This is a genomic window from Arthrobacter sp. Soil_N43, assembly GCF_057655195.1.
Window position 1 is genome coordinate 12,465 of sequence record NZ_JBDGML010000100.1, and the last position, 20,474, is coordinate 32,938.

Consider the following 20,474-nt stretch of genomic DNA (forward strand, 5'->3'; position numbering starts at 1 on the left):
TGAAGCGGCAGAGGGCGGGCCGGTAGATACGGCCTAAGCTGTGGGGCCGTTCCGCATCTGCTTCACCAGGTCCAGCACTACGGCCTGGAGGTTTCCGCCGTTTTCGGCGGCCACACGGCGCTGGCGCTGGTACCCCGCCCCGCGGCTGATGATTTTCTCGACGTCGGCCAGCTCATCCGGGCAGCCGAGCTTGGCGGCGATGGGCTCGAGCCGGTTCAGCGTTTCGAGCACGTGGTCCGTGACCAATTGCTCGTTGCCTTGCGCGTCCAGGATGATGATGGCCTCCATCCCGTACCGGGCGGCGCGCCACTTGTTTTCCTGGACGTGCCACGGCGGCATCGTGGGAATGCTGCCGCCGTTGTCCAGCGTGGTGGAGAATTCGTGGACCAGGCACTGGGTGAGCGCGGCCACGGCGCCCACCTCCTCCAGCGTCGCCAGCCCGTCACAGATGCGCATCTCGATGGTGCCCAGGTTCGGCACGGGCCGGATGTCCCAGCGGATCTCGGAGAGCGTGTCGATCACGCCCGTGGTGAACATGTCCTGGACGTAGGATTCGTATTCCTCCCAGGTGCGGAACTGGAAGGGCAACCCGGCCGTGGGCAGCTGCTGGAACATGAGGGCGCGCTGGGAGGCGTAGCCGGTGTCTTCGCCGCCCCAGAACGGGCTCGAGGCGGACAGCGCCTGGAAGTGCGGGAAATAGTTGACCAGGCCGTCCAGCACCGGGAGCACCTTGTCCCGCCGGTCGAGCCCCACATGGACGTGGACGCCATATATCACCATCTGACGGCCCCACCACTGGGTGCGGTCAATCAGCTTGGCGTACCGTTCCTTGTCCGTGACGGTCTGCAGCTGCGGAGGGCTGAAGGGGTGGCTGCCGGCGGAGAAGACCTCAACGCCCATCGGGTCCGTGACTTCGCGGACGGCGGCGAGGGACCTGTTCAGGTCCTCCTTCGCCTCGGCGGCGGTTTCGCAGATCCCGGTGACAAGCTCCACCGTGTTCAGCAGCAGTTCCTGCTTGATGTGCGGGTGTTCGTCGTCCTCGTTCAGCTCCGGGTGCTTCGCGGCCACGCCACGCAGGACCTGGTTCGCCACGGAGGCCAGTTCACCGGTTTGCGCATCAACCAGCGCGAGCTCCCATTCCACACCAAGAGTTGATTGCCGGGATGAAGCGAAATCAATCTTCATGCGTTCCTCTCGCTGTTCTGCTGTCCGGGTGCTGGCCGTTTCTGGCAGAACGGCTGGCAGGTGAACGGTCTTTCAAGTCTAGTGCAGGGGTACCATCGGGATGATGGCCTGGCTACATAGAGCGCGTGACAGTTTTCACACAACGGCTTCCGCCAACCCCGCCAATAACCGACCCAAGAACAGGCACGCCATGGCTGCGGCAGCCCTGGCCGTGCTGTTCGCGTCGGCATCCTGTACGCCCCCGCCGCCGCCCTCTGCACCGGAGACGTCCGGTTCGGCCGCGACGCCCAGTCCGCCGGCAACCCCCAGTCCCAGGCAACAGCGGTCGACGGCGGTGCCCCCGGCGCCGGCGGCAACCCCGCCGAAGACTGCGGCCGAGAAGGGCGCTGCGCCCCTGGGGTGGGGGCCGCAGCAGCGCGACCAGGATGCGGCGGCCGCAGCCGTGAAGAGCATGACGCTAAGCGAGAAAGCCGGGCAGGTGCTCCTGCCGTTCTACACAGGCCTGCGCCACGAAGCCCAGGCGGCCACCGTGGAGCGGCTGCATCTTGCGGGCTCCATCATCATGGGCGACAACGTCCCCCGCAATGCCGCCGGCCTCGTGGACGTCCACGGCATGGCGGCCGCCACAAAGAGGCTGGGGGAGGCCTCCCGGTCCGGCGGCAGGACATGGACCGGCCTGATTGCCGTGGACCAGGAAGGGGGAATGGTGTCCAGGCTGGGCGCCCCGCTCACCCGATGGCCGGCGCCCATGAGCTACGGGGCAGCCCGGAGCGTGCCGCTGGCAACCGATGCGGGCAAGGCCTTGGCCGGGGAACTCGCCGCCCTCGGGTTCACCGTGGACTTCGCTCCGACCGCCGACACCACCCTTGGCCCGGCCGACCCCACCATCGGCGCCCGTTCCATGTCCTCCGACCCTGCGGCGGCCGGAAACCTGAGTGTCGGCTTCTCCCGCGGCATGCTGGCGGCCGGGGTGCTGTCCTCCGTCAAGCATTTTCCCGGGCATGGTTCCGTGACCGTCGACTCCCACAAGGACCTGCCGGTCCAGAACGCCACGGCGGCGCAGCTCAAGGCCCGGGACTGGAGGCCCTTCCAGGCTGCCATCGCGGCGGGCTCACCGATGATCATGACCGGACACATCGCTGTCCCCGCCCTTGAACCGGGCGTCCCGGCGTCCCTGTCCAAAGCAAGCTATGCAGCGCTGCGGGGCATGGGGTTCAAAGGAGTAGCCGTCACGGACGCCCTGAACATGAAGGCCGTGAGCGCCCGGTATCCCCGGGGCACCGAGGCCCCGGCGGCACTTGCCGCCGGCGCGGACCTCCTGCTGATGCCAGCCGACGTCAACGCGGCCCACGCTGCCATCGTCAACGCCGTTGCTGCCGGAAAGCTGCCGCTGCCCCGGCTGGAGGAAGCTGCCCGCCGCGTAGTGACGATGATGATCTGGCGCGCCCGTACTGACACCCGGCAGCACCGGGCTGCCCCGGGCAGTGCGGAGACCCTTTCGGCCAAGGTATCGGCCGCTGCGGTGACCGTTCTTTCCGGCCCGTGCCGGGGGCCGCTAGTGCCGGGCCGCCTCCGCCTGTCAGGCGGCACGGCCCTGGACCGGGCGTACTTTGCCGCTGCCGCGAGGGACGCGGGCATCACGCTCGGTGCGGGCCCGCTGGTGAGCCTCATCGGCTACGGTGGCGCTCCGGCGGGAGGAGACATCGCCGTGGCCCTCGATGCGCCCTGGCCGCTGGCCCGCTCATCCGCGCCCACGAAGGTGGCACTATTCGGACGGACGCCGGGGGCCTTCAAAGCGCTGCTGGCCGTGCTGGCCGGCAAGGCGACAGCCCCCGGCAAGCTGCCGGCCGCCGTCGGGCCTTTCCGCCCGGGCTCCGGCTGCCGCTGAGGCCCGCTGAGGGCCAACATTCGGGTGATTCCTTCAAAGTCCCGCCCGCCGGGCCGAATGCCCCTTTAATGGAGGGGTGCCGATTCTGAATAAAGACATGACCCTGTGCATCTCGCTCTCGGCCCGGCCGAGCAACAACGGGACCCGCTTCCACAACTACCTGTATGACCAGCTCGGACTGAACTGGATCTACAAAGCCTTCGCGCCGACCGACCTCGCCCAGGCAATCGCCGGCGTCCGCGGCCTCGGCATCAGGGGCTGCGCCGTCTCCATGCCCTACAAGGAAGACGTGATCGCCCTCGTCGACGCCATGGACCCGTCAGCGAAGGCCATCGACTCGGTGAACACCATCGTGAACGACGACGGCCGCCTCACCGCCTACAACACCGATTACACGGCGATCGAGCAGCTGCTGGAACGCAACGCCGTTCCCAATGGGTCCTCCGTGCTGCTCAGGGGCGCGGGCGGCATGGCGAAGGCCACGGCGGCCGCACTGAGGGACGCTGGCTTCAAGGACGTCACCATCCTTGCCCGGAACGAGGCCTCCGGCCGTGCGCGCGCAGACCTCTACGGATTTGAGTGGCGTGCCGAGCTCGGAGATGCCACGGCCGACATGATCATCAATGTCACGCCGATTGGCATGGCAGGGGGCGCCGAAGCCGAGTCACTGGCCTTCCCCCTGGCCGCCGTCGACGCCGCGAAGGTGGTGTTCGACGTCGTGGCCCTGCCGCCGGAGACACCGCTGATCAAGGCCGGCCGGGCGGCCGGCAAGCAGGTCATCACGGGCGCGGAAGTGGCCACCATCCAGGCGCTGGAGCAGTTCGTGCTGTACACCGGCATCCGCCCCACCGACCAGCAGGTGCGGGACGCCGAGGCGTTCGTTCGCGCCCAGTAGCCCCGCAGGTCCAGCGAACTGGCTAGACCGGCTCCACCGAGACAGCCACCCGCTCGTCACCGATTCTGGTGAGGACCAGGGTGGCTGTTTTCTTGCCGGCCTTCTTCCCGCTGCCTTTGCCCGCCGGGAGGAGCTGTTTCCGCAGCTCCTCGGGAGTGACGGACGTGCCGCGCTTCTTGATGTCCAGCACGCCGATGCCGTTCTCCTTCACCCAGGCCTTGAGCCCCTTCACGCTGTAGGGCATGACCTCCAGGACTTTGTAAGCCCGGGCGAAGGGCGTGTCCACGGCGTCCGGCGCGCAGATGTAGGCGATGTGCTCGTCCACGAGGTGCCCGCCCAGCTGCAGGGCAAGGTCAGCCACGAGGCCCGCGCGGATCACGGCGCCGTCGGGCTCGTAGATGTAGCCCTCGACCGGGCCCACGGGCGCAACCGGGCCGCCGTCGAAATCCTCCGCGCTGGTGAGCTCCGCAGCCCCCTGGGGACCGAGCAGCAGGGCGGCCCTCCGGATCCCCGGCCGGGCAACCGCGTTGAACCAGAGCGTTACCTCGGTGACGTCGCCGCCCACCGAAACCCACTGGGCCTCGCAGCCGGCAGGGATGGAATCATGCGGCATGCCCGGCCCCATCTTGACGCCCACCGCGTGCCCGGAGGCCGCGAGCGATTCGACGAAGGACAGCGGCGGCGAAAAGGCCTCCGGATCCCAGATCCTCTTGGTCCCGGAGGTGGAGGTGGTGCGGCGGGCCGGATCCAGCCACACGCCGTCGGCGTCACCGAGGGCAACAGACGTGGCGTCCGAATGCACCACCGTGGCGTGCGGAAACGGAATGAGGTTGATGGTGGCGCACGCGGCCGTGGTTTCGTCGACCTCCACGGCCGTCACATCGATATCCAGGGACGCCAGGGCCATGGAATCCGCTCCGAGACCGCAGCCGAGGTCGGCCACGTGGCGGATACCCGCCTGGGCGAAGCGCTGGGCATGCCTGGCCGCCACATTAAGCCGGGTTGCCTGTTCGAGGCCGGCCTGGGTGAACAGCATCTGGCGGGCGAATTCGCCGAACTTGGCTTCGGCCTTGGTGCGCAGCCTGGACTGGGTGAGGACCGCGGACACCAGGGCGGGGGAGTGACCCTGCTTCCGAAGGCGTGCATTGAGCGTGAAGGACTGGTCCTCGCGGTACGGACCCAGCGAGGCCAGCAACTGCCATCCTTCTTCGGTGAGGAGCTGGGCGATCTGGTCCTGCGGTGCGTCAGACATGCCCTCAAGCCTAGTGGAGGGCCAGGAGGGCGCTTGCCGATAGGGTGGACTGAATGGACGCCAGCGCAACTCCCAGCCCAGATCACCCTGCCCGCAACCCTGGCGGCGCCGCCCGGTATGCCCACCTGGCCCGGTACGCGCGTCCGGCCCTGATTGCCGGAGTGGCTGTCGCCATCGTCTGCCTCCTGCTGCTCGTGGTCATCTTCCTGCTGAACTCCTTCAACTCCACCGTCTACTCGGTGGGCGGCAAGAACATCAACGACGCAACCGATGAAGCCCGGCAGATCCGGGAGCTGTATTCCGGCGTACGCATCGGAGGCGTGGTGTTCCTGGCCGCCTCGGCGCTGACGGCCGCCGCGGCCGCCGTCGTGCTCGTCCGCCAGCGTAAGAATTCGCCCCAAAGCGACGACGACGGCGGTGAGGACGTCGGGTTCGATGCCCTCACCGGGCGGTGATTGATGCCCTCACCGGGCGGTGATATCCGTCTTACCGGCGCTCCGGCAAATGTTCACCGGAGATGAACTTCTGGCACTCGCCTTGACCGAGTGCTAATCCCTTACATAGAGTCATCGTTAGCACTCTCCCTAGGAGGGTGCTAACACATGAAGAACTGCCAGCCTGGCTGCTGCCGGCACCGCGACGACGGTTTGCACGCTGAGGCGCAACAGTTTTCCAGTCCACAAATTTGCTGACGAAAAGGAGAGGTCCGAGTGTCGGTCTCTATTAAGCCTCTTGAGGATCGTATTGTTGTCCGCCCGCTCGAAGCCGAGCAGACCACGGCTTCTGGCCTGGTTATCCCGGACTCCGCGCAGGAGAAGCCCCAGGAAGGCGAAGTTGTTGCAGTTGGCCCCGGCCGCTTCGATGACAACGGCAACCGCGTTCCGGTCGACGTAACCATCGGCGACGTCGTCATCTACTCCAAGTACGGCGGAACTGAAGTCAAGACCGGCGGCGAAGAGTACCTCGTGCTGTCTGCCCGCGACGTTCTGGCGATCGTCGTTAAGTAACTCTTTGGATCCCCGCGCCGCCGATCTTGTCTGATTCACGTCAGGCCGGTCGGCAGCGCGGGGTTTCTGTCTTGAAAGGACAAAACCATGGCAAAGCAGCTTGCGTTCAACGACGCTGCCCGCCGGTCTCTTGAAGCCGGCATCGACAAGCTCGCCAACACGGTCAAGGTGACGCTTGGTCCCCGCGGCCGCAACGTCGTGCTGGACAAGAAGTGGGGCGCCCCCACCATCACCAACGACGGCGTCACCATCGCCCGTGAAGTGGAACTGGACGACCCCTACGAAAACCTTGGCGCCCAGCTGGCCAAGGAAGTAGCCACCAAGACCAACGACGTCGCCGGCGACGGCACCACCACCGCCACCGTGCTCGCACAGGCCCTGGTCAAGGAAGGCCTGCGCAACGTTGCTGCAGGTGCCGCTCCGGGCCAGATCAAGCGCGGCATCGAGGTTTCCGTTGAAGCCGTTGCAGCCCGCCTGCTCGAGAACGCCCGCCCCGTCGAGGGCACCCAGGTGGCCAACGTGGCAGCAATCTCCGCGCAGAGCGACGAGGTCGGCGAGCTGCTGGCCGAAGCGTTCGGCAAGGTCGGCAAGGATGGTGTGATCACCATCGAGGAGTCCTCCACGACGCAGACCGAGCTGGTCCTCACCGAGGGCATGCAGTTCGACAAGGGCTACCTGTCCCCGTACTTCGTCACCGACGCGGAGCGCCAGGAGGCCGTCCTCGAGGACGCCCTGATCCTGATCAACCAGGGCAAGATCTCTGCAGTCCAGGAATTCCTGCCGCTGCTGGAAAAGGCGCTGCAGAGCTCCAAGCCGCTGTTCATCATTGCCGAGGACATCGAGGGCGAGGCCCTGTCCACGCTGATCGTCAACCGCATCCGCGGCACCCTGAACGTCGTTGCCGTCAAGGCTCCGGGCTTCGGTGACCGCCGCAAGGCCATGCTGCAGGACATTGCCACCCTCACCGGTGCGCAGGTTGTCTCCCCGGAGCTGGGCCTGAGCCTGGACACCGTTGGCCTGGAAGTGCTGGGCACCGCCCGCCGCATCACGGTCACCAAGGACAACACAACCATCGTTGACGGCGCCGGTTCGGCCGAGGACGTCGCGGCACGGGTTGCCCAGCTGCGTGCCGAGCTGACCCGCACCGATTCCGACTGGGACAAGGAAAAGCTGCAGGAACGCCTGGCCAAGCTGGCCGGCGGCATCGGCGTGATCAAGGTCGGCGCTGCCACCGAGGTTGAGCTGAAGGAAAAGAAGCACCGCATCGAAGATGCCGTGTCCTCCACCCGCGCCGCCCTCGAAGAAGGCATCGTGGCCGGCGGCGGTTCCGCGCTGATCCACGCCCTGAAGGCGCTCGACGAGGACCCCGCTGTTACCGCCCTCGAGGGTGACGCAGCAGCTGCCGTGGGCATCGTCCGCCGCGCGCTGGTCCAGCCGCTGCGCTGGATTGCCCAGAACGCCGGATTCGACGGCTACGTGGTCACCGCCAAGGTCGCCGAGCTCGAAACCAACAACGGCTTCAACGCCAAGTCCGGCGAGTACGAGGACCTGATCGCAGCGGGCGTCATCGACCCCGTCAAGGTCACCCGTGCTGCCCTGCGCAACGCGGCCTCCATCGCTGCGCTGGTTCTCACCACCGAGACCCTTGTTGTTGAGAAGCCCGCCGAGGAAGACGAGCACGCAGGCCACAGCCACTAGGCTGCAGCCATCCTGCACGTCCTGAAGGGGCGGTCCAGCGCTTGCTGGGCCGCCCTTTTTGCATGTCCACACAGGCGTGCCGGTTTGGCCCTGAAGATCACGAAACGGTAACATGGATGTTTTGTGCCGCCGGTCTTGAGGGGATGTTTGTGCCAGTAGCGAGAACGACGGGCCAGCGGGGCAGCGGCTCACGCCATCATGCCGGTGAGGTTACGCGGTCCGCCCAGGTCAAGGCCAAACAGGGTTACCGTCCCGAGGTCCAGGGGCTCCGGGCCCTCGCCGTGCTTATGGTGGTCACCTACCATGTCTGGCTGGGACGCGTCTCCGGCGGCGTGGACATCTTCCTGCTGATCTCCGCGTTCCTGCTCACGCTGTCCTTTGTCCGCAAAGTGGAAAACGGCAGGCCGCTGCGCCTGGTGAGCCACTGGCTGCACCTCTTCAAACGGCTGATTCCGGCCGCCGTCGTCGTAATTCTCGGAGTCCTGGCGGGCACCTGGCTGGTCATCCCGCAGAGCCGCTGGCCGGACGTCCTCAACGAGGCCTGGGCGTCGCTGCTCTACCGGCAGAACTGGCTGCTCGCGGACACCGCGGTGGACTACTACGCCCAGGACCACGCGGGCGCCAGTCCGCTGCAGCACTTCTGGTCCCTGTCCATCCAAGGCCAGGTGTTCATTCTGTGGCCGCTCATCTTCGCCGGGGCCGCCCTCGTGTTGCGGCTGCTCCGGCGCCGCCGGGAAATCAGTTACCGGCTGGTGCTGCTGGTGGCCTTCACCGGCCTCTTCATCGCCTCCCTCGTCTTCTCCATCGAGCAGACGGCCACGAACCAGGCCTACGCCTACTTCGATACCCGGACCCGGCTCTGGGAATTCGCACTGGGATCGCTGCTGGCGCTGTCCCTGCCGTACCTGAAGCCCGGCAAGACGGTGCGCGTGATCCTGGGCTGGGCCGGGCTGGCGGCCATGATCTCCTGCGGCCTGGTCCTGACCGTGGACCGGTCCTTTCCCGGCTTCATCGCACTGTGGCCCACGCTGGCCGCCGCGGCCATCATCATCGCGGGGCAAAGCGGCAGCCGGTTCGGCGTGGACCGGGTCCTGAGCTCCAGGCCGCTGGTTGCCCTCGGCGACAACTCCTACGCGCTCTACCTCTGGCACTGGCCCATCCTCGTCCTGGCCCTTGCAGGAACCGGAATCGAGAAGCCCAACCTCGTGCAGGGCCTGGCCATCGTGGCTGCGTCCGTGGTCCTTGCCGTGCTCACCACCCGCTTCGTGGAAAAGCCGCTGCGGGAGTGGCACTGGCCGCAGCTGCGGGCCTGGCGGACCGCCGTCGTCATCGTTGCCTGCGGCGCCCTGCTGGCCGGCCCCGTGGCCGTCTGGCAGACCAGGCTGACGGCAGAGGAGGCTGCTGCCGCCGCGCAACCGCGCGAACTGACGCCGGGTGCGGCCGCCCTGGCGCCCGAAAATGCCGGCAAACCCACCCCGGAGGCCACGGTCATTCCGGCCCCCGCGGCCATGAAAAACGAATGGGCCGACATCGACGGCCTGTGCACGGACGGCAACGTCCCCACCGACCCGCTCCTTTCTGGCTGCCTTCAGAACAGCAGGCCGGAGCATGTGAAGAAGCGGATCGTGGTGCTGGGGGATTCCCACGCCCAGCAGTACATGGCCGCTCTGGGACCGATCGCGCGGGACCACGGCTGGGAAGTGGTCACCCTGCTGAAGGGCAACTGCCGGTTCGGCGCGGAATCGCCGGAGCGGGATGCCGAGTGCAACGCGTTCAACCGGGCCAGCGCCGCCTACGTGATGGAACACAAGCCGGACGCCGTGTTCACGGTGGCGTCGCTGACCCACAAGGAGGCGCCCTTCGAAACCGACGTGCCCGGCTACGTGGACGGCATCAAGCCCTTCACGGACGCCGGGATGGACGTGGTGGGCATCCGGGACAACCCCCGCTTCGCCATCAACATGCCGGAATGCGTCCAGAAGTTCGGCGCCGAATCGGCGGAGTGCAACCCCCCGCTCGCCGAATCCCTCGCGGCGTCGTCACCGCTGGACGCCTACCGGGGCAAGGTGGACGGGCTTCACCTGATGGACATGAGCGACTTCATCTGCGCCGACGGAACGTGCCCCGCGGTGGTCGGCAACGTCTACGTCTACAAGGATGACAACCACCTCACCAAGACGTACGTGCAGTCCATGATCCCGATGTTTGAGAAGCGGCTGCTCGCCGCGACCGGCTGGAAATAGCCGGCTCGGTGCCACCGGCGTGTGCCACCGGCGTCGGCCGCCGCGTGCCATTGCTCACAAAGCCGTTCCGGAATATGGGGATCGCCGCGGAGGTTCTAGAATTTATTCAATACTTCTGCACAGGCCAGTCCCGTAATGACGGGCTGGTCATCGGCTGCAACCCCTACCCGTGACCCCACAACCAAGGTAAGAGGCGCACTCATGACCCAGCCCGAACACGATCCGTTCGGTTTCATCGGCCTGACCTACGACGACGTCCTGCTGCTTCCCGGCCACACCGACGTCATCCCGTCCGACGCCGACACGTCATCGCGGATCTCCAAGCGGATTACGGTGGAGACCCCGCTATTGTCAGCCGCGATGGACACTGTCACGGAGTCCCGCATGGCCATCGCCATGGCCCGCCAGGGCGGCCTGGGCGTGGTGCACCGCAACCTGTCCATCGACGACCAGGCCGACCAGGTGGACCGCGTCAAGCGCAGCGAGTCGGGCATGATCACCAACCCGCTGACCATCCGCCCCGAGGCCACGCTGCAGGAGCTCGACGAGCTCTGCTCCCAGTACCGCGTTTCCGGCCTGCCGGTGGTCGACGACGGCAACCGCCTTCTCGGCATTGTCACCAACCGCGACACCCGCTTCGTGCCCGAATCGGACTTCCCAATCCGCCTGGTCAGCGACGTCATGACGAAGATGCCGCTGGTCACCGGCCACGTGGGGATCAGCCGCGATGAGGCTTCGCACAAGCTGGCCACCAACAAGATCGAGAAGCTGCCGCTCGTTGACGAGCAGGGCCGGCTCAAGGGCCTCATCACCACCAAGGACTTCACCAAAGCCGAGCAGTACCCGCTGGCCACGAAGGACGACGAAGGCCGGCTGCGCGTCGGTGCGGCCATCGGCTTCTTCGGTGACGGCTGGGAACGCGCCATGAAGCTCGTCGACGCCGGCGTGGACGCCCTTTTCGTCGACACTGCCAACGGCCACTCCCAGGGCGTGCTGGACATGATCCGCCGCCTCAAGTCAGACCCGGTCGCGGCGCACGTGGACATCATCGGCGGCCAGGCCGCCACCCGGGAAGGCGCCCAGGCGCTCATCGACGCCGGAGCCGACGGCATCAAGGTGGGCGTTGGCCCGGGCTCCATCTGCACCACCCGTGTGGTGGCCGGTGTGGGCGTGCCCCAGATCACCGCGATCTACGAGTCCGCCAAGGCGGCCATCCCGGCCGGCGTTCCGCTGATCGCCGACGGCGGCCTGCAGTATTCGGGCGACATCGGCAAGGCGCTGGTCGCCGGTGCCGACACCGTGATGCTCGGATCCTTGCTGGCAGGCTGCGACGAGTCTCCGGGCGAGCTGATCTTCGTCAACGGCAAGCAGTTCAAGAGCTACCGCGGCATGGGCTCGCTGGGCGCCATGCAGTCCCGCGGCAAGAACACGTCGTACTCCAAGGACCGCTACTTCCAGGCTGACGTCTCCGGTGACGACAAGCTCATCCCCGAGGGCATCGAAGGCCGCGTGGCCTACCGCGGGCCCCTGGCCTCCGTCGCCTACCAGCTGGTGGGCGGGCTCCGCCAGACCATGTTCTACGTGGGCTCCCCGACCATTCCGGAACTGAAGGCCCGCGGCAAGTTCGTCCGGATCACGCCGGCAGGGCTGAAGGAATCCCACCCGCACGACATCCAGATGACCGTCGAGGCACCGAACTACGGCTCGCGCTGATCCCTGCCTGCGGTTGAGCCTGTCGAAACCGGCCGGTGGTTGAGCCTGTCGAAACCTGGATTTCGGCAAGCTCAATCACCGGGGCTGCCGGACTAGGCTGATGCCATGTCCGCACCACGCCATCCCCCCGAGCTGAACCCCAAACGGGACGCCCGGCGCAAGCTTGCTGTGAGGCCGTACGCCCGCGCGGTGGCGCAGGTGCTGCGTGTCAGTTTCCGGGCCTCGCCCGCCGCTGTCGTGATGAAAGTCGCGGGCTCGCTGATTTCCGCGACGCTGCCGCTTGTCACAACGTACTTCGCAGCCCTCACCACCACCGCTTTGGCCGCGGCGTATTCCGGCGACGCCGCCGCAGGCCAGCAGGCCGTCGTGTATGTGATCATCACGGCGGCCCTGGGCCTGTTTTGGGGCGGCTTCAGCAGCGTGGACCGCTACATCCAGCAACTGATGAGTTTCAAAGTGGGCGCGATCGTGGGCGACCTCATGTATGAGCGCTTCCTCGCCCTGGAATTCTGGCGCTACGACGACAAAGAAACCGTGGACCTCTACGACCGCGCCAAGAGGTTCTCGGATTCGTATGCCCGGGTCCTGGACCGGATTGCCGCGATCTTCACACAGCTGGTCTCGGTAATCCTGGCCGTCGGCGCCCTCCTGCTGGTCAGCTGGTGGATCGCCGTGATCGTCTTGGTCGCCATCGTGCCCAGCGTCTACCTGCAGTTCAAACTCTCCCGCGAACAGATTGCGCACTGGAACACGCAGGTGGATTCCCGCCGCCAGCGCAGGATGATCGAAACCAACCTCCTGCGCCCGCAGCACATCGCCGAAATGCGGCTGTACGGGATCGTGGGCTACCTCATGGAGCTGCGCTCCCGGCTCCGGGACGCCGACGAGAAGAGGCGGCTGGATTTCCAGAAGCGCTACATCCCGAAGCAGCTGGCAGCGGACGCCCTGCAGTACGGCGCGGAGGTGGTGTCCCTGATCTGGGTGGTCGGCCAGATCATCGCGCGGGCCCAGCCGGTGGGGCAGTTCCTTTACGTGCAGCAGATCGTCAGCCGTGCGCTGTCCACGGCCAACAGCCTGGTCTCCTCGCTGAGCTCCATCGACGAGGACCTCGCCAACCTCAAGGACTATGAGCTGTTCATGGCGCTGCCGGTGCACTCCGACCATTCGCCGCCGCTCCTCACCGCGCCGGGAACCGTTGAACTGCGCGATATCCGGTTCACCTACACGGGCAGCGAACTGGAGGTCATCAAGGGCATCTCCCTGACGATCAAGGAGGGGCAACACATCGCGATCGTCGGGGAAAACGGCGCCGGCAAGTCCACCCTGATCAGGATCCTGGCCGGGCTTTACCGGCCCGATTCGGGACAGGTGCTGCTCGACGGCGTTGACCTCGCCGCCGTCGACGTCACCTCGTGGCACCGCCACCTGGCGGTGCTCAGCCAGGAGTTCCTGAAGTATGAATTTGCCACCGCAGCGGAGAACATCTTCTTCGGCGACGTTGACTCACCCCGCGACGATGCCCGGATCCGCCGGGCCGCTTCGGACGCCGAAGCGCTCGACTTCATCAACAAGCTTCCCAACGGCCTGGACAACCACGTCAGCAACTGGATGGAGGATCCGCGGGGGCGGAAGGGCAGCGGCCTCTCCGGCGGGCAGTGGCAGCGGCTGGCCATGGCACGCAACTTCTACCGGAACGCCTCGTTCATGGTGATGGACGAGCCGACCTCCGCGATTGACGCACTGGCCGAGCACCGCATCTTCACCCGGCTCTTCGCGGACCGGAGCAGCACCATCATTGCCATCAGCCACCGCCTTGCCACGATCGAGAAAGCGGACATCGTCTACATGCTGGAGGACGGCCGGCTCGTGGAGCAGGGCACGCACAAGGAGCTCGTGGCGCTGCGCGGCCGCTACTTCAGGATGTTCGAATCGCAGCTGGAGCCAGGGAGTCCGCAGCGGTCAAGTAAAGTGGTCACGTGACTTACGAGATTGAGATTGGCCGTGGCAAGCGTGGGCGTCGTGCCTACTCCCTGGATGACATCGCGATCGTCCCCAACCGTCGTACGCGTGACCCCAAGGACGTTTCCGTCTCGTGGCAGATCGATGCCTACCAGTTCGACATGCCGGTCATCGCCGCGCCGATGGACTCCGCGATGTCGCCCGCGACGGCAATCGCCTTGGGCCGGCTTGGCGGCTTGGGAGTCCTGGACCTCGAAGGGCTCTGGACCCGGTACGAGGACCCGCAGTCGGTGCTGGACCAGATCGCTGTGCTCGACGACGAAACGAACAGCCCGGCCGTCACGCGGAAGATGCAGGAGCTCTACCAGGCACCCATCCAGCCTGACCTGATCACGTCCCGGCTGGCTGAAATCCGCGCCGCCGGCGTCACGGTCGCCGGATCCCTGACGCCGCAGCGCACACAGGAACACTACAAGACCGTGGTGGCGGCCGGCGTCGACATCTTTGTCATCCGCGGCACCACGGTTTCCGCCGAGCATGTGTCAAAGGACCACGAACCGCTGAACCTCAAGCAGTTCATCTACGAGCTCGACGTGCCCGTCATCGTCGGCGGTGCCGCGGGCTACACCCCGGCCCTGCACCTCATGCGCACGGGCGCCGCCGGCGTCCTGGTCGGCTTCGGCGGCGGCGCCACCTCGACCACGCGCCGTGCCCTGGGTATCCACTCGCCGATGGCATCCGCCATTTCCGACGTCACCGCCGCTCGCCGCGACTACATGGACGAATCCGGCGGCCGGTACGTGCACGTTATCGCCGACGGCGGCATGGGCGCCTCGGGCGACATCGTCAAGGCGATCGCGATGGGCGCCGACGCCGTCATGCTGGGCACCGCACTGGCCCGCGCCGACGAAGCACCGGGCAAGGGCTGGCACTGGGGCCAGGAGGCCCACCACCTGGAATCGCCCCGCGGCGACCGCGTCAACGTCGGCACGGTAGGTCCCCTGGAGGAGGTCCTTTTCGGCCCCGGCCACCACACCAACGGCACGTCGAACCTGATCGGAGCGCTGCGCCGCTCGATGGCGACCACCGGCTACTCGGACCTCAAGGAGTTCCAGCGGGTCGACGTCGTCGTGTCGCCCTACGCGGGGAACTGACGCCTCCGCCCTCCTCCCGTGCCCTGCCCATCGGCAGAGGTAGCAAGTAGTCTGGTGAACTACGACGTTCGATGAGGTTGGAGGCGCATCATGACCAGTTTCGCCGGCGGTTCGCCCGCGTCCAGGGGAGCCTTGGGGCCGGAGGCCCGGGAAGCTTCGCTCGAGGCCCTCAAGGCCACCACCCAGCCTGGCAAGGAACTCGACATCCTCATCGTCGGCGGCGGAATCGTCGGCTGCGGCGCGGCGCTCGATGCTGTCACACGGGGGCTCAGCGTTGGCATCGTGGAAGCCAACGACTGGGCGGCAGGCACGTCGTCCCGCTCCTCCAAGCTCATTCACGGCGGGCTCCGGTACCTGGAGATGCTGGACTTTGGGCTCGTCAAGGAAGCGCTGCAGGAACGCGGGCTGCTCCTTTCGGAGCTGGCGCCCCACCTCGCCCGCCCGGTGCCGTTCCTCTATCCGCTGACTAAGCCGTTCTTCGAGCGGCCATACATCGGCGCGGGCATTGCCCTCTACGACGCCATGTCCATCTCCGGCGGCCACAAGCGCGGCGTCCCGTTCCACAAGCACCTGACGCGGCGCGGCACCCTGCGGGCGGCGCCCAGCCTCAAGGACGACGCCTTCGTGGGCTCCATCCGGTACTACGACGGGCAGGTGGACGACGCCAGGTACGTGGCCAACCTCGTCCGCACCGCCGCCCACTATGGGGCCCACGCCGTCAACCAGATGGCCGTCGTCGACTTCCTCCGCGAAGGCGAACGCGTGGTGGGCGCCAAGGTGGTCAACCACGAAGACGGCTCCAGCTTCAAGATCCGGGCCAAGCAGGTCATTAACGCCACCGGCGTCTGGACGGACGAAACCCAGGCCATGGTCACGGAGCGCGGCCAGCTCAAGGTCCGCGCCTCCAAGGGCATCCACCTGGTGGTCCCGCGGGACCGCTTCCAGTCAACCGTCGGACTCATCCTGCGTACGGAGAAGTCCGTGCTGTTCGTCATCCCGTGGGGGCGGCACTGGATCATCGGCACCACGGATACCGACTGGCACCTGGACAAGGCCCACCCTGCGGCGTCCAGCAAGGACATCGACTACCTGCTCGAGCACGTCAATTCCGTCCTCAAGCGCCCCCTGACCCGCGAGGACGTGGAGGGTGTCTACGCGGGCCTCAGGCCGCTGCTGGCTGGGGAGAACGACTCCACCGCCAAGCTGTCCCGCGAGCACGTGGTGGCCCATCCGGTGCCCGGTCTTGTCGTGGTGGCCGGCGGCAAGTGGACCACCTACCGGGTCATGGCCAAAGACGCGGTGGACGAGGCCACGCGGAGCATGGACGAACGTGTGCCGCCGAGCTGCACGGAAACCATCCCGCTCCTGGGCGCCAGCGGATTCAAGGCGGCATGGAACCGCCGCAACAGGACCGCCGAGGAGACCGGCGTCCATGTGGCGAGGGTGGAGCACCTGCTCAACCGGTACGGGGCCATGACGCCGGAAGTGCTGGCACTCATCCACGACAACCCGGAGCTCGCGGAGCCCCTGCCCGGAGCCGACGACTACCTGCAGGCCGAGGCCGTCTACGCGGCAAGCCACGAAGGTGCCCGGCATGTGCAGGACGTGCTGACCCGACGGACCCGCATTTCCATCGAGTCCTGGGACCGTGGTGTTTCCGCCGCCCCGGTAGTCGCTAAACTTATGGGAGAAATTCTTGGCTGGAGCGATGCGCAGCGGGAAAGCGAAATCAAGCACTACCTCGCGCGGGTGGAAGCCGAAAGACTCAGCCAGCAGCAGCCGGACGACGAGTCGGCAGACGCCGCACGCCTGGGCGTAGAGGACATCGTGCCGCTGCGCTGAGATCGCCATTCGCCGCGCAAGTGGCCCGCGCCACACTGAAGGGACACGACTTGGCGGAAGCACTGGACCGTTACGACGCTGAGCTCACCACACCGGACATGGTGATTCTGGAGATGGACGCGACGGACAAGCTGGATGCGTCAAAGCAGCTTGCCCGCAAACTTTACGACGCCGGCCGGATCTCCGACCTTGAAGGCTTCCTCCAGCACGTCAACGCCCGTGAGCACCAGCTCGCCACCGGGCTGCCCGGGGGAGTGGGCCTGCCCCACGCCCGCAGCGAATTCGTGTCGCGGACGTCCATCGCCGTCGGCATTACCAAATACGGAAAGGCCCTCGACTTCGGCGCCACCGACGGTCCGGCCAACGTGGTGCTGCTCATTGCCACGCCCGCGAGCTCGTTCTCCGACCACCTGGAAGTGCTGGCCACCCTGGCGCGGTCCCTCTCCAAGGAATCCTTCCGGGACTCGCTGCGCAGGGCCTACGACGCCGAAGTGATCGCGGAGCTGATCAACTCGAGCCTGGTTTTCTTCGACCACTAACGGTTTGGCGCCGGCCCTTTGGTGTCGAGGCCGCCGCCACCAGCCGTTTCGTTGTTCTACACGGAGACGAAGTACGGTTAAGGGGTGTGGAAAACAGCCCTCCAGCCCCGGTGGATCGCAGGCCTGGTCTTTGCGATCGTCGTCTCCGGTGTCTTTGTGCTGCTCAGCCAGTGGCAGTTCGGCCGATCCACGCAGCCCGAAGTGCCGGTCAGTCCGACCACCGAGGAAGTCAAGGACCTCACGGGGCTGCTGCAGCCCGGGGAATTCTTCCGCGGCTCCGTCGCCGACCAGATGGTCACCGCCACGGGCAGCTACGACGCCGCCAAGCAGGTGATCATTCCGGGCCGGCTCAAGAGCGGGAAGACGGGCTACTGGGTGGTGTCGGCCTTCGCCGTCGACGGCGCCCCCGTGCTCAAGGGCGCGGCAGTTTCCCCGAAAACCTGGATCCCGGTGGCGCGCGGGTGGGTCGCCGACCCCGCTGAAGCCGAGGATCCGCCGTCGGGCACCATCCGCCTGACCGGACGGCTCCTGCCGTCCGAGGCGCCGGTGCCGGGCACGGCCCCCGCTCCGGGACAGGCCTCCGCCGTCTCCGTGGCCGAGCTCATCAACGTCTGGAACGTCAGCAGCTACCCGGCCTTTGTTTCCGCGACAACCGAGATTTCCGGAACGTCCGACGTCGGGGCTGCCGCCGCCGCGGGGGGCCTGGAGCCGCTCAACATCGGCGCACAGCCTCCGCCCGCCAAGGTCAACTGGCTCAACCTTTTCTATTCCGTGGAATGGATTGTCTTCGCGGGTTTTGCCCTCTTCGTCTGGTGGCGGCTGGTCAAGGACGATTACCAGCGGAGCCTCGAGGAGCATGAGGACAGCGGCCATGCCGGACCGGAACCCACCCAACCAAATGAGATCCAACAAAAGGTACAGCCATGATTGAACCCAAGCCTGCCGTCCAGCCGCAGCCGTCGAACTCAGCGGGAGCGAAGAAGCGGCGCTTCGGCGGCACGCAGGCGCAGATCCGCTCTGCCCTGAAGTTTTACAAGGTCATGGCCTACCTCACCGGTGCCATGCTCCTGCTGCTCTGCGCTGAACTGGTGGCACGCTACGGCTTTGGTCAGTACCTTTTCGCCGGCGGAACCAACGCCGTGACCGGCCAGCCGTTCGGGTTCGGGTTTGCCGACGCCGAACCCAAGGGCGTGCTCGGCGGCGTGAACCTGTCCGTGGCAGTGCTGATCGTCCACGGCTGGATGTACGTCGTGTACCTCATGTCCAACTTCCGGCTGTGGACGCTGATGCGCTGGCCGTTCGTCAAGATGATCCTGCTGGCGCTCGGCGGCGTGGTGCCGTTCCTGTCCTTCATCGTGGAGAAGAAGTTCCACGCCGAGGTGGAGGCCGAACTCGCAGCGAACCCGGAAGCGGCGAGCCGCTACTAGGCAGTTGACGTTTAGTGCGTCACAGCGGGGCCCCTCAAGGTGCGTCGGGGCAACGGCGCAAAGTAGTCTAGGACGGTGACTACTCCCACTGCATCCCAGACTTCCCAGAAGCCGGTGCTGGTTGTTGACTACGGTGCCCAGTACGCGCAGCTGATTGCCCGCCGCGTCCGGGAAGCGAATGTGTATTCGGAAGTGGTTCCGCATACCTACACCACCGAGCAGCTCCTGGCCAAGAACCCTGCCGCCATCATCCTTTCCGGCGGACCCTCCAGTGTCTACGCGGACGGCGCCCCGAGCGTCGGCGCCGACCTCTTTGAGGCGGGTGTCCCGGTCTTCGGCATCTGCTACGGCTTCCAGGCGATGGCCAACGCACTGGGCGGAAAGGTGGCCCAGACCGGGCTGCGCGAGTACGGCTCCACCGAGGCCACAGCCGTGGGAGGTGCACGCTCCATCCTGTCCGGTGTTCCCGAGGTGCAGAACACCTGGATGAGCCACGGTGACTCCGTCCAGGAGGCGCCCGACGGCTTCGATGTCCTCGCCACGACGGCTGGCGCCCCGGTGGCTGCCTTCGCCAACGAGGAAAAGTGCCTGTACGGCGTGCAGTGGCACCCCGAGGTCAAGCACTCGGCCTACGGCCAGCAGGTCTTGGAGAACTTCCTGTTCAAGGGCGCCAAGCTGGAACCGAACTGGACCACGGGCAACATCCTCGAGGAGCAGGTCGACCGCATCCGCAAGCAGATCGGCAGCGACCGAGTCATCTGCGGCCTGTCCGGCGGCGTGGACTCCGCCGTCGCCGCCGCGCTGGTCCAGCGCGCCGTCGGGGACCAGCTGACCTGTGTCTTCGTGGACCACGGCCTGCTGCGCGAAGGCGAGGCCGAACAGGTCGAGCGCGACTTCGTCGCCGCCACCGGCGTCAAGCTCTACGTCGCCAACGAGCAGGAGCGCTTCCAGGCCGCGCTGGCCGGAGTCAGCGACCCCGAGACCAAGCGCAAGATCATCGGCCGCGAATTCATCCGCGCGTTCGAAGAGGCGGAACTGGCCATCATCGCCGAGGCCGCGGCCCACGGCGAGAAGATCAAGTTCCTCGTCCAGGGCACCCTGTACCCGGACGTCGTCGAATCAGGCGGCGGCGAGGGTGCTGCGAACATCAAGAGCCACCACAACGTGGGCGGCCTGCCGGAGGACCTGCAGTTTGAGCTGGTCGAGCCGCTGCGTGCCCTGTTCAAGGACGAGGTGCGCGCCGTCGGCGCCCAGCTCGGCCTGCCGCACGAGATCGTGGGGCGGCAGCCGTTCCCCGGCCCCGGCCTAGGAATCCGGATCGTCGGCGAGGTCACCAAGGAGCGCCTGGACCTGCTGCGCAAGGCGGACGCCATCGCCCGGGCAGAGCTGACCGCCGCCGGGCTCGACAACGACGTCTGGCAGATGCCCGTCGTGCTGCTCGCGGACGTCCGCAGCGTGGGCGTCCAGGGTGACGGCCGGACTTACGGCCACCCGATCGTGCTCCGCCCCGTCTCCTCCGAGGACGCGATGACGGCTGACTGGTCCCGCCTGCCGTACGACCTGCTGGCGCGGATCTCGAACCGCATCACGAACGAAGTCGACGGCGTCAACCGGGTGGTGCTGGACGTCACCAGCAAGCCGCCGGGAACCATCGAGTGGGAATAGCGGTATA

Annotated in this window: 17 protein-coding genes; 14 read left to right on the forward strand and 3 right to left on the reverse strand. The window is 66.8% G+C overall.

Features of this window, described 5'->3' with window-relative positions; translation table 11 throughout:
* Positions 1 to 33 precede the first annotated feature (33 nt).
* Positions 34 to 1,185: a glutamate--cysteine ligase gene (locus AC3A3W_RS13090; protein ID WP_487443422.1), complete on the reverse strand. Its 1,152-nt coding sequence runs from the start codon at positions 1,183 to 1,185 to the stop codon at positions 34 to 36.
* A 135-nt stretch (positions 1,186 to 1,320) separates the two neighbouring features.
* Positions 1,321 to 1,638 carry a hypothetical protein gene (locus AC3A3W_RS13095; protein ID WP_487443424.1) on the reverse strand — a complete coding sequence of 106 codons (318 nt, stop codon included), beginning with the start codon at positions 1,636 to 1,638 and terminating at the stop codon, positions 1,321 to 1,323.
* Between AC3A3W_RS13095 and AC3A3W_RS13100 the strand changes: the two genes are divergently transcribed.
* Positions 1,637 to 3,073, forward strand: a complete 1,437-nt coding sequence (locus tag AC3A3W_RS13100) for a glycoside hydrolase family 3 N-terminal domain-containing protein (RefSeq protein WP_487443426.1) — start codon at positions 1,637 to 1,639, stop codon at positions 3,071 to 3,073. The two genes, AC3A3W_RS13095 and AC3A3W_RS13100, sit on opposite strands and share 2 nt — an antisense overlap.
* 76 nt (positions 3,074 to 3,149) lie before the next feature.
* A complete protein-coding gene (locus tag AC3A3W_RS13105) occupies positions 3,150 to 3,968 on the forward strand; it encodes a shikimate 5-dehydrogenase (RefSeq protein WP_487443427.1) in 819 nt (272 codons plus the stop codon).
* A 22-nt stretch (positions 3,969 to 3,990) separates the two neighbouring features.
* On the opposite strand, the gene AC3A3W_RS13110 is transcribed toward AC3A3W_RS13105, so the two are convergent.
* Positions 3,991 to 5,220 (reverse strand): THUMP-like domain-containing protein, encoded by a 1,230-nt coding sequence (locus tag AC3A3W_RS13110; RefSeq protein ID WP_487443429.1) that lies wholly within the window; start codon positions 5,218 to 5,220, stop codon positions 3,991 to 3,993.
* Between the two features lie 53 nt (positions 5,221 to 5,273).
* Between AC3A3W_RS13110 and AC3A3W_RS13115 the strand changes: the two genes are divergently transcribed.
* The 12 genes from AC3A3W_RS13115 (at position 5,274) to guaA (ending at position 20,467) form a co-directional block, all read left to right on the forward strand.
* Positions 5,274 to 5,675, forward strand: a complete 402-nt coding sequence (locus tag AC3A3W_RS13115; protein WP_487443431.1) for a hypothetical protein — start codon at positions 5,274 to 5,276, stop codon at positions 5,673 to 5,675.
* A 255-nt stretch (positions 5,676 to 5,930) separates the two neighbouring features.
* A complete protein-coding gene (gene groES, locus AC3A3W_RS13120) occupies positions 5,931 to 6,227 on the forward strand; it encodes a co-chaperone GroES (protein WP_205655517.1) in 297 nt (98 codons plus the stop codon).
* An 87-nt stretch (positions 6,228 to 6,314) separates the two neighbouring features.
* On the forward strand, positions 6,315 to 7,925 hold the full coding sequence (gene groL, locus AC3A3W_RS13125) for a chaperonin GroEL (RefSeq protein WP_487443433.1): 1,611 nt from the start codon (positions 6,315 to 6,317) through the stop codon (positions 7,923 to 7,925).
* A gap of 143 nt (positions 7,926 to 8,068) precedes the next feature.
* Entirely contained in the window at positions 8,069 to 10,168 is a 2,100-nt protein-coding gene (locus tag AC3A3W_RS13130) for an acyltransferase family protein (RefSeq protein ID WP_487443435.1), read from the forward strand.
* A 201-nt stretch (positions 10,169 to 10,369) separates the two neighbouring features.
* Positions 10,370 to 11,881 carry an IMP dehydrogenase gene (gene guaB / locus AC3A3W_RS13135; RefSeq protein WP_487443437.1) on the forward strand — a complete coding sequence of 504 codons (1,512 nt, stop codon included), beginning with the start codon at positions 10,370 to 10,372 and terminating at the stop codon, positions 11,879 to 11,881.
* Positions 11,882 to 11,986: 105 nt separating this feature from the next.
* A complete protein-coding gene (locus AC3A3W_RS13140; RefSeq protein ID WP_487443439.1) occupies positions 11,987 to 13,861 on the forward strand; it encodes an ABC transporter ATP-binding protein in 1,875 nt (624 codons plus the stop codon).
* Entirely contained in the window at positions 13,858 to 14,994 is a 1,137-nt protein-coding gene (locus AC3A3W_RS13145) for a GuaB3 family IMP dehydrogenase-related protein (RefSeq protein ID WP_487443441.1), read from the forward strand. The genes AC3A3W_RS13140 and AC3A3W_RS13145 overlap by 4 nt, the downstream gene beginning before the upstream one ends.
* A 90-nt stretch (positions 14,995 to 15,084) precedes the next feature.
* Positions 15,085 to 16,836: a glycerol-3-phosphate dehydrogenase/oxidase gene (locus tag AC3A3W_RS13150; RefSeq protein WP_487443442.1), complete on the forward strand. Its 1,752-nt coding sequence runs from the start codon at positions 15,085 to 15,087 to the stop codon at positions 16,834 to 16,836.
* Between the two features lie 50 nt (positions 16,837 to 16,886).
* Positions 16,887 to 17,375, forward strand: a complete 489-nt coding sequence (locus AC3A3W_RS13155; protein ID WP_487443444.1) for a PTS sugar transporter subunit IIA — start codon at positions 16,887 to 16,889, stop codon at positions 17,373 to 17,375.
* An 84-nt stretch (positions 17,376 to 17,459) separates the two neighbouring features.
* Positions 17,460 to 18,302, forward strand: a complete 843-nt coding sequence (locus AC3A3W_RS13160; protein WP_487443446.1) for an SURF1 family protein — start codon at positions 17,460 to 17,462, stop codon at positions 18,300 to 18,302.
* A complete protein-coding gene (locus AC3A3W_RS13165; RefSeq protein WP_487443448.1) occupies positions 18,299 to 18,802 on the forward strand; it encodes a DUF3817 domain-containing protein in 504 nt (167 codons plus the stop codon). The genes AC3A3W_RS13160 and AC3A3W_RS13165 overlap by 4 nt, the downstream gene beginning before the upstream one ends.
* Positions 18,803 to 18,877: 75 nt before the next feature.
* A complete protein-coding gene (guaA, locus tag AC3A3W_RS13170) occupies positions 18,878 to 20,467 on the forward strand; it encodes a glutamine-hydrolyzing GMP synthase (protein WP_487443450.1) in 1,590 nt (529 codons plus the stop codon).
* The last annotated feature ends 7 nt before the right edge of the window (positions 20,468 to 20,474 follow it).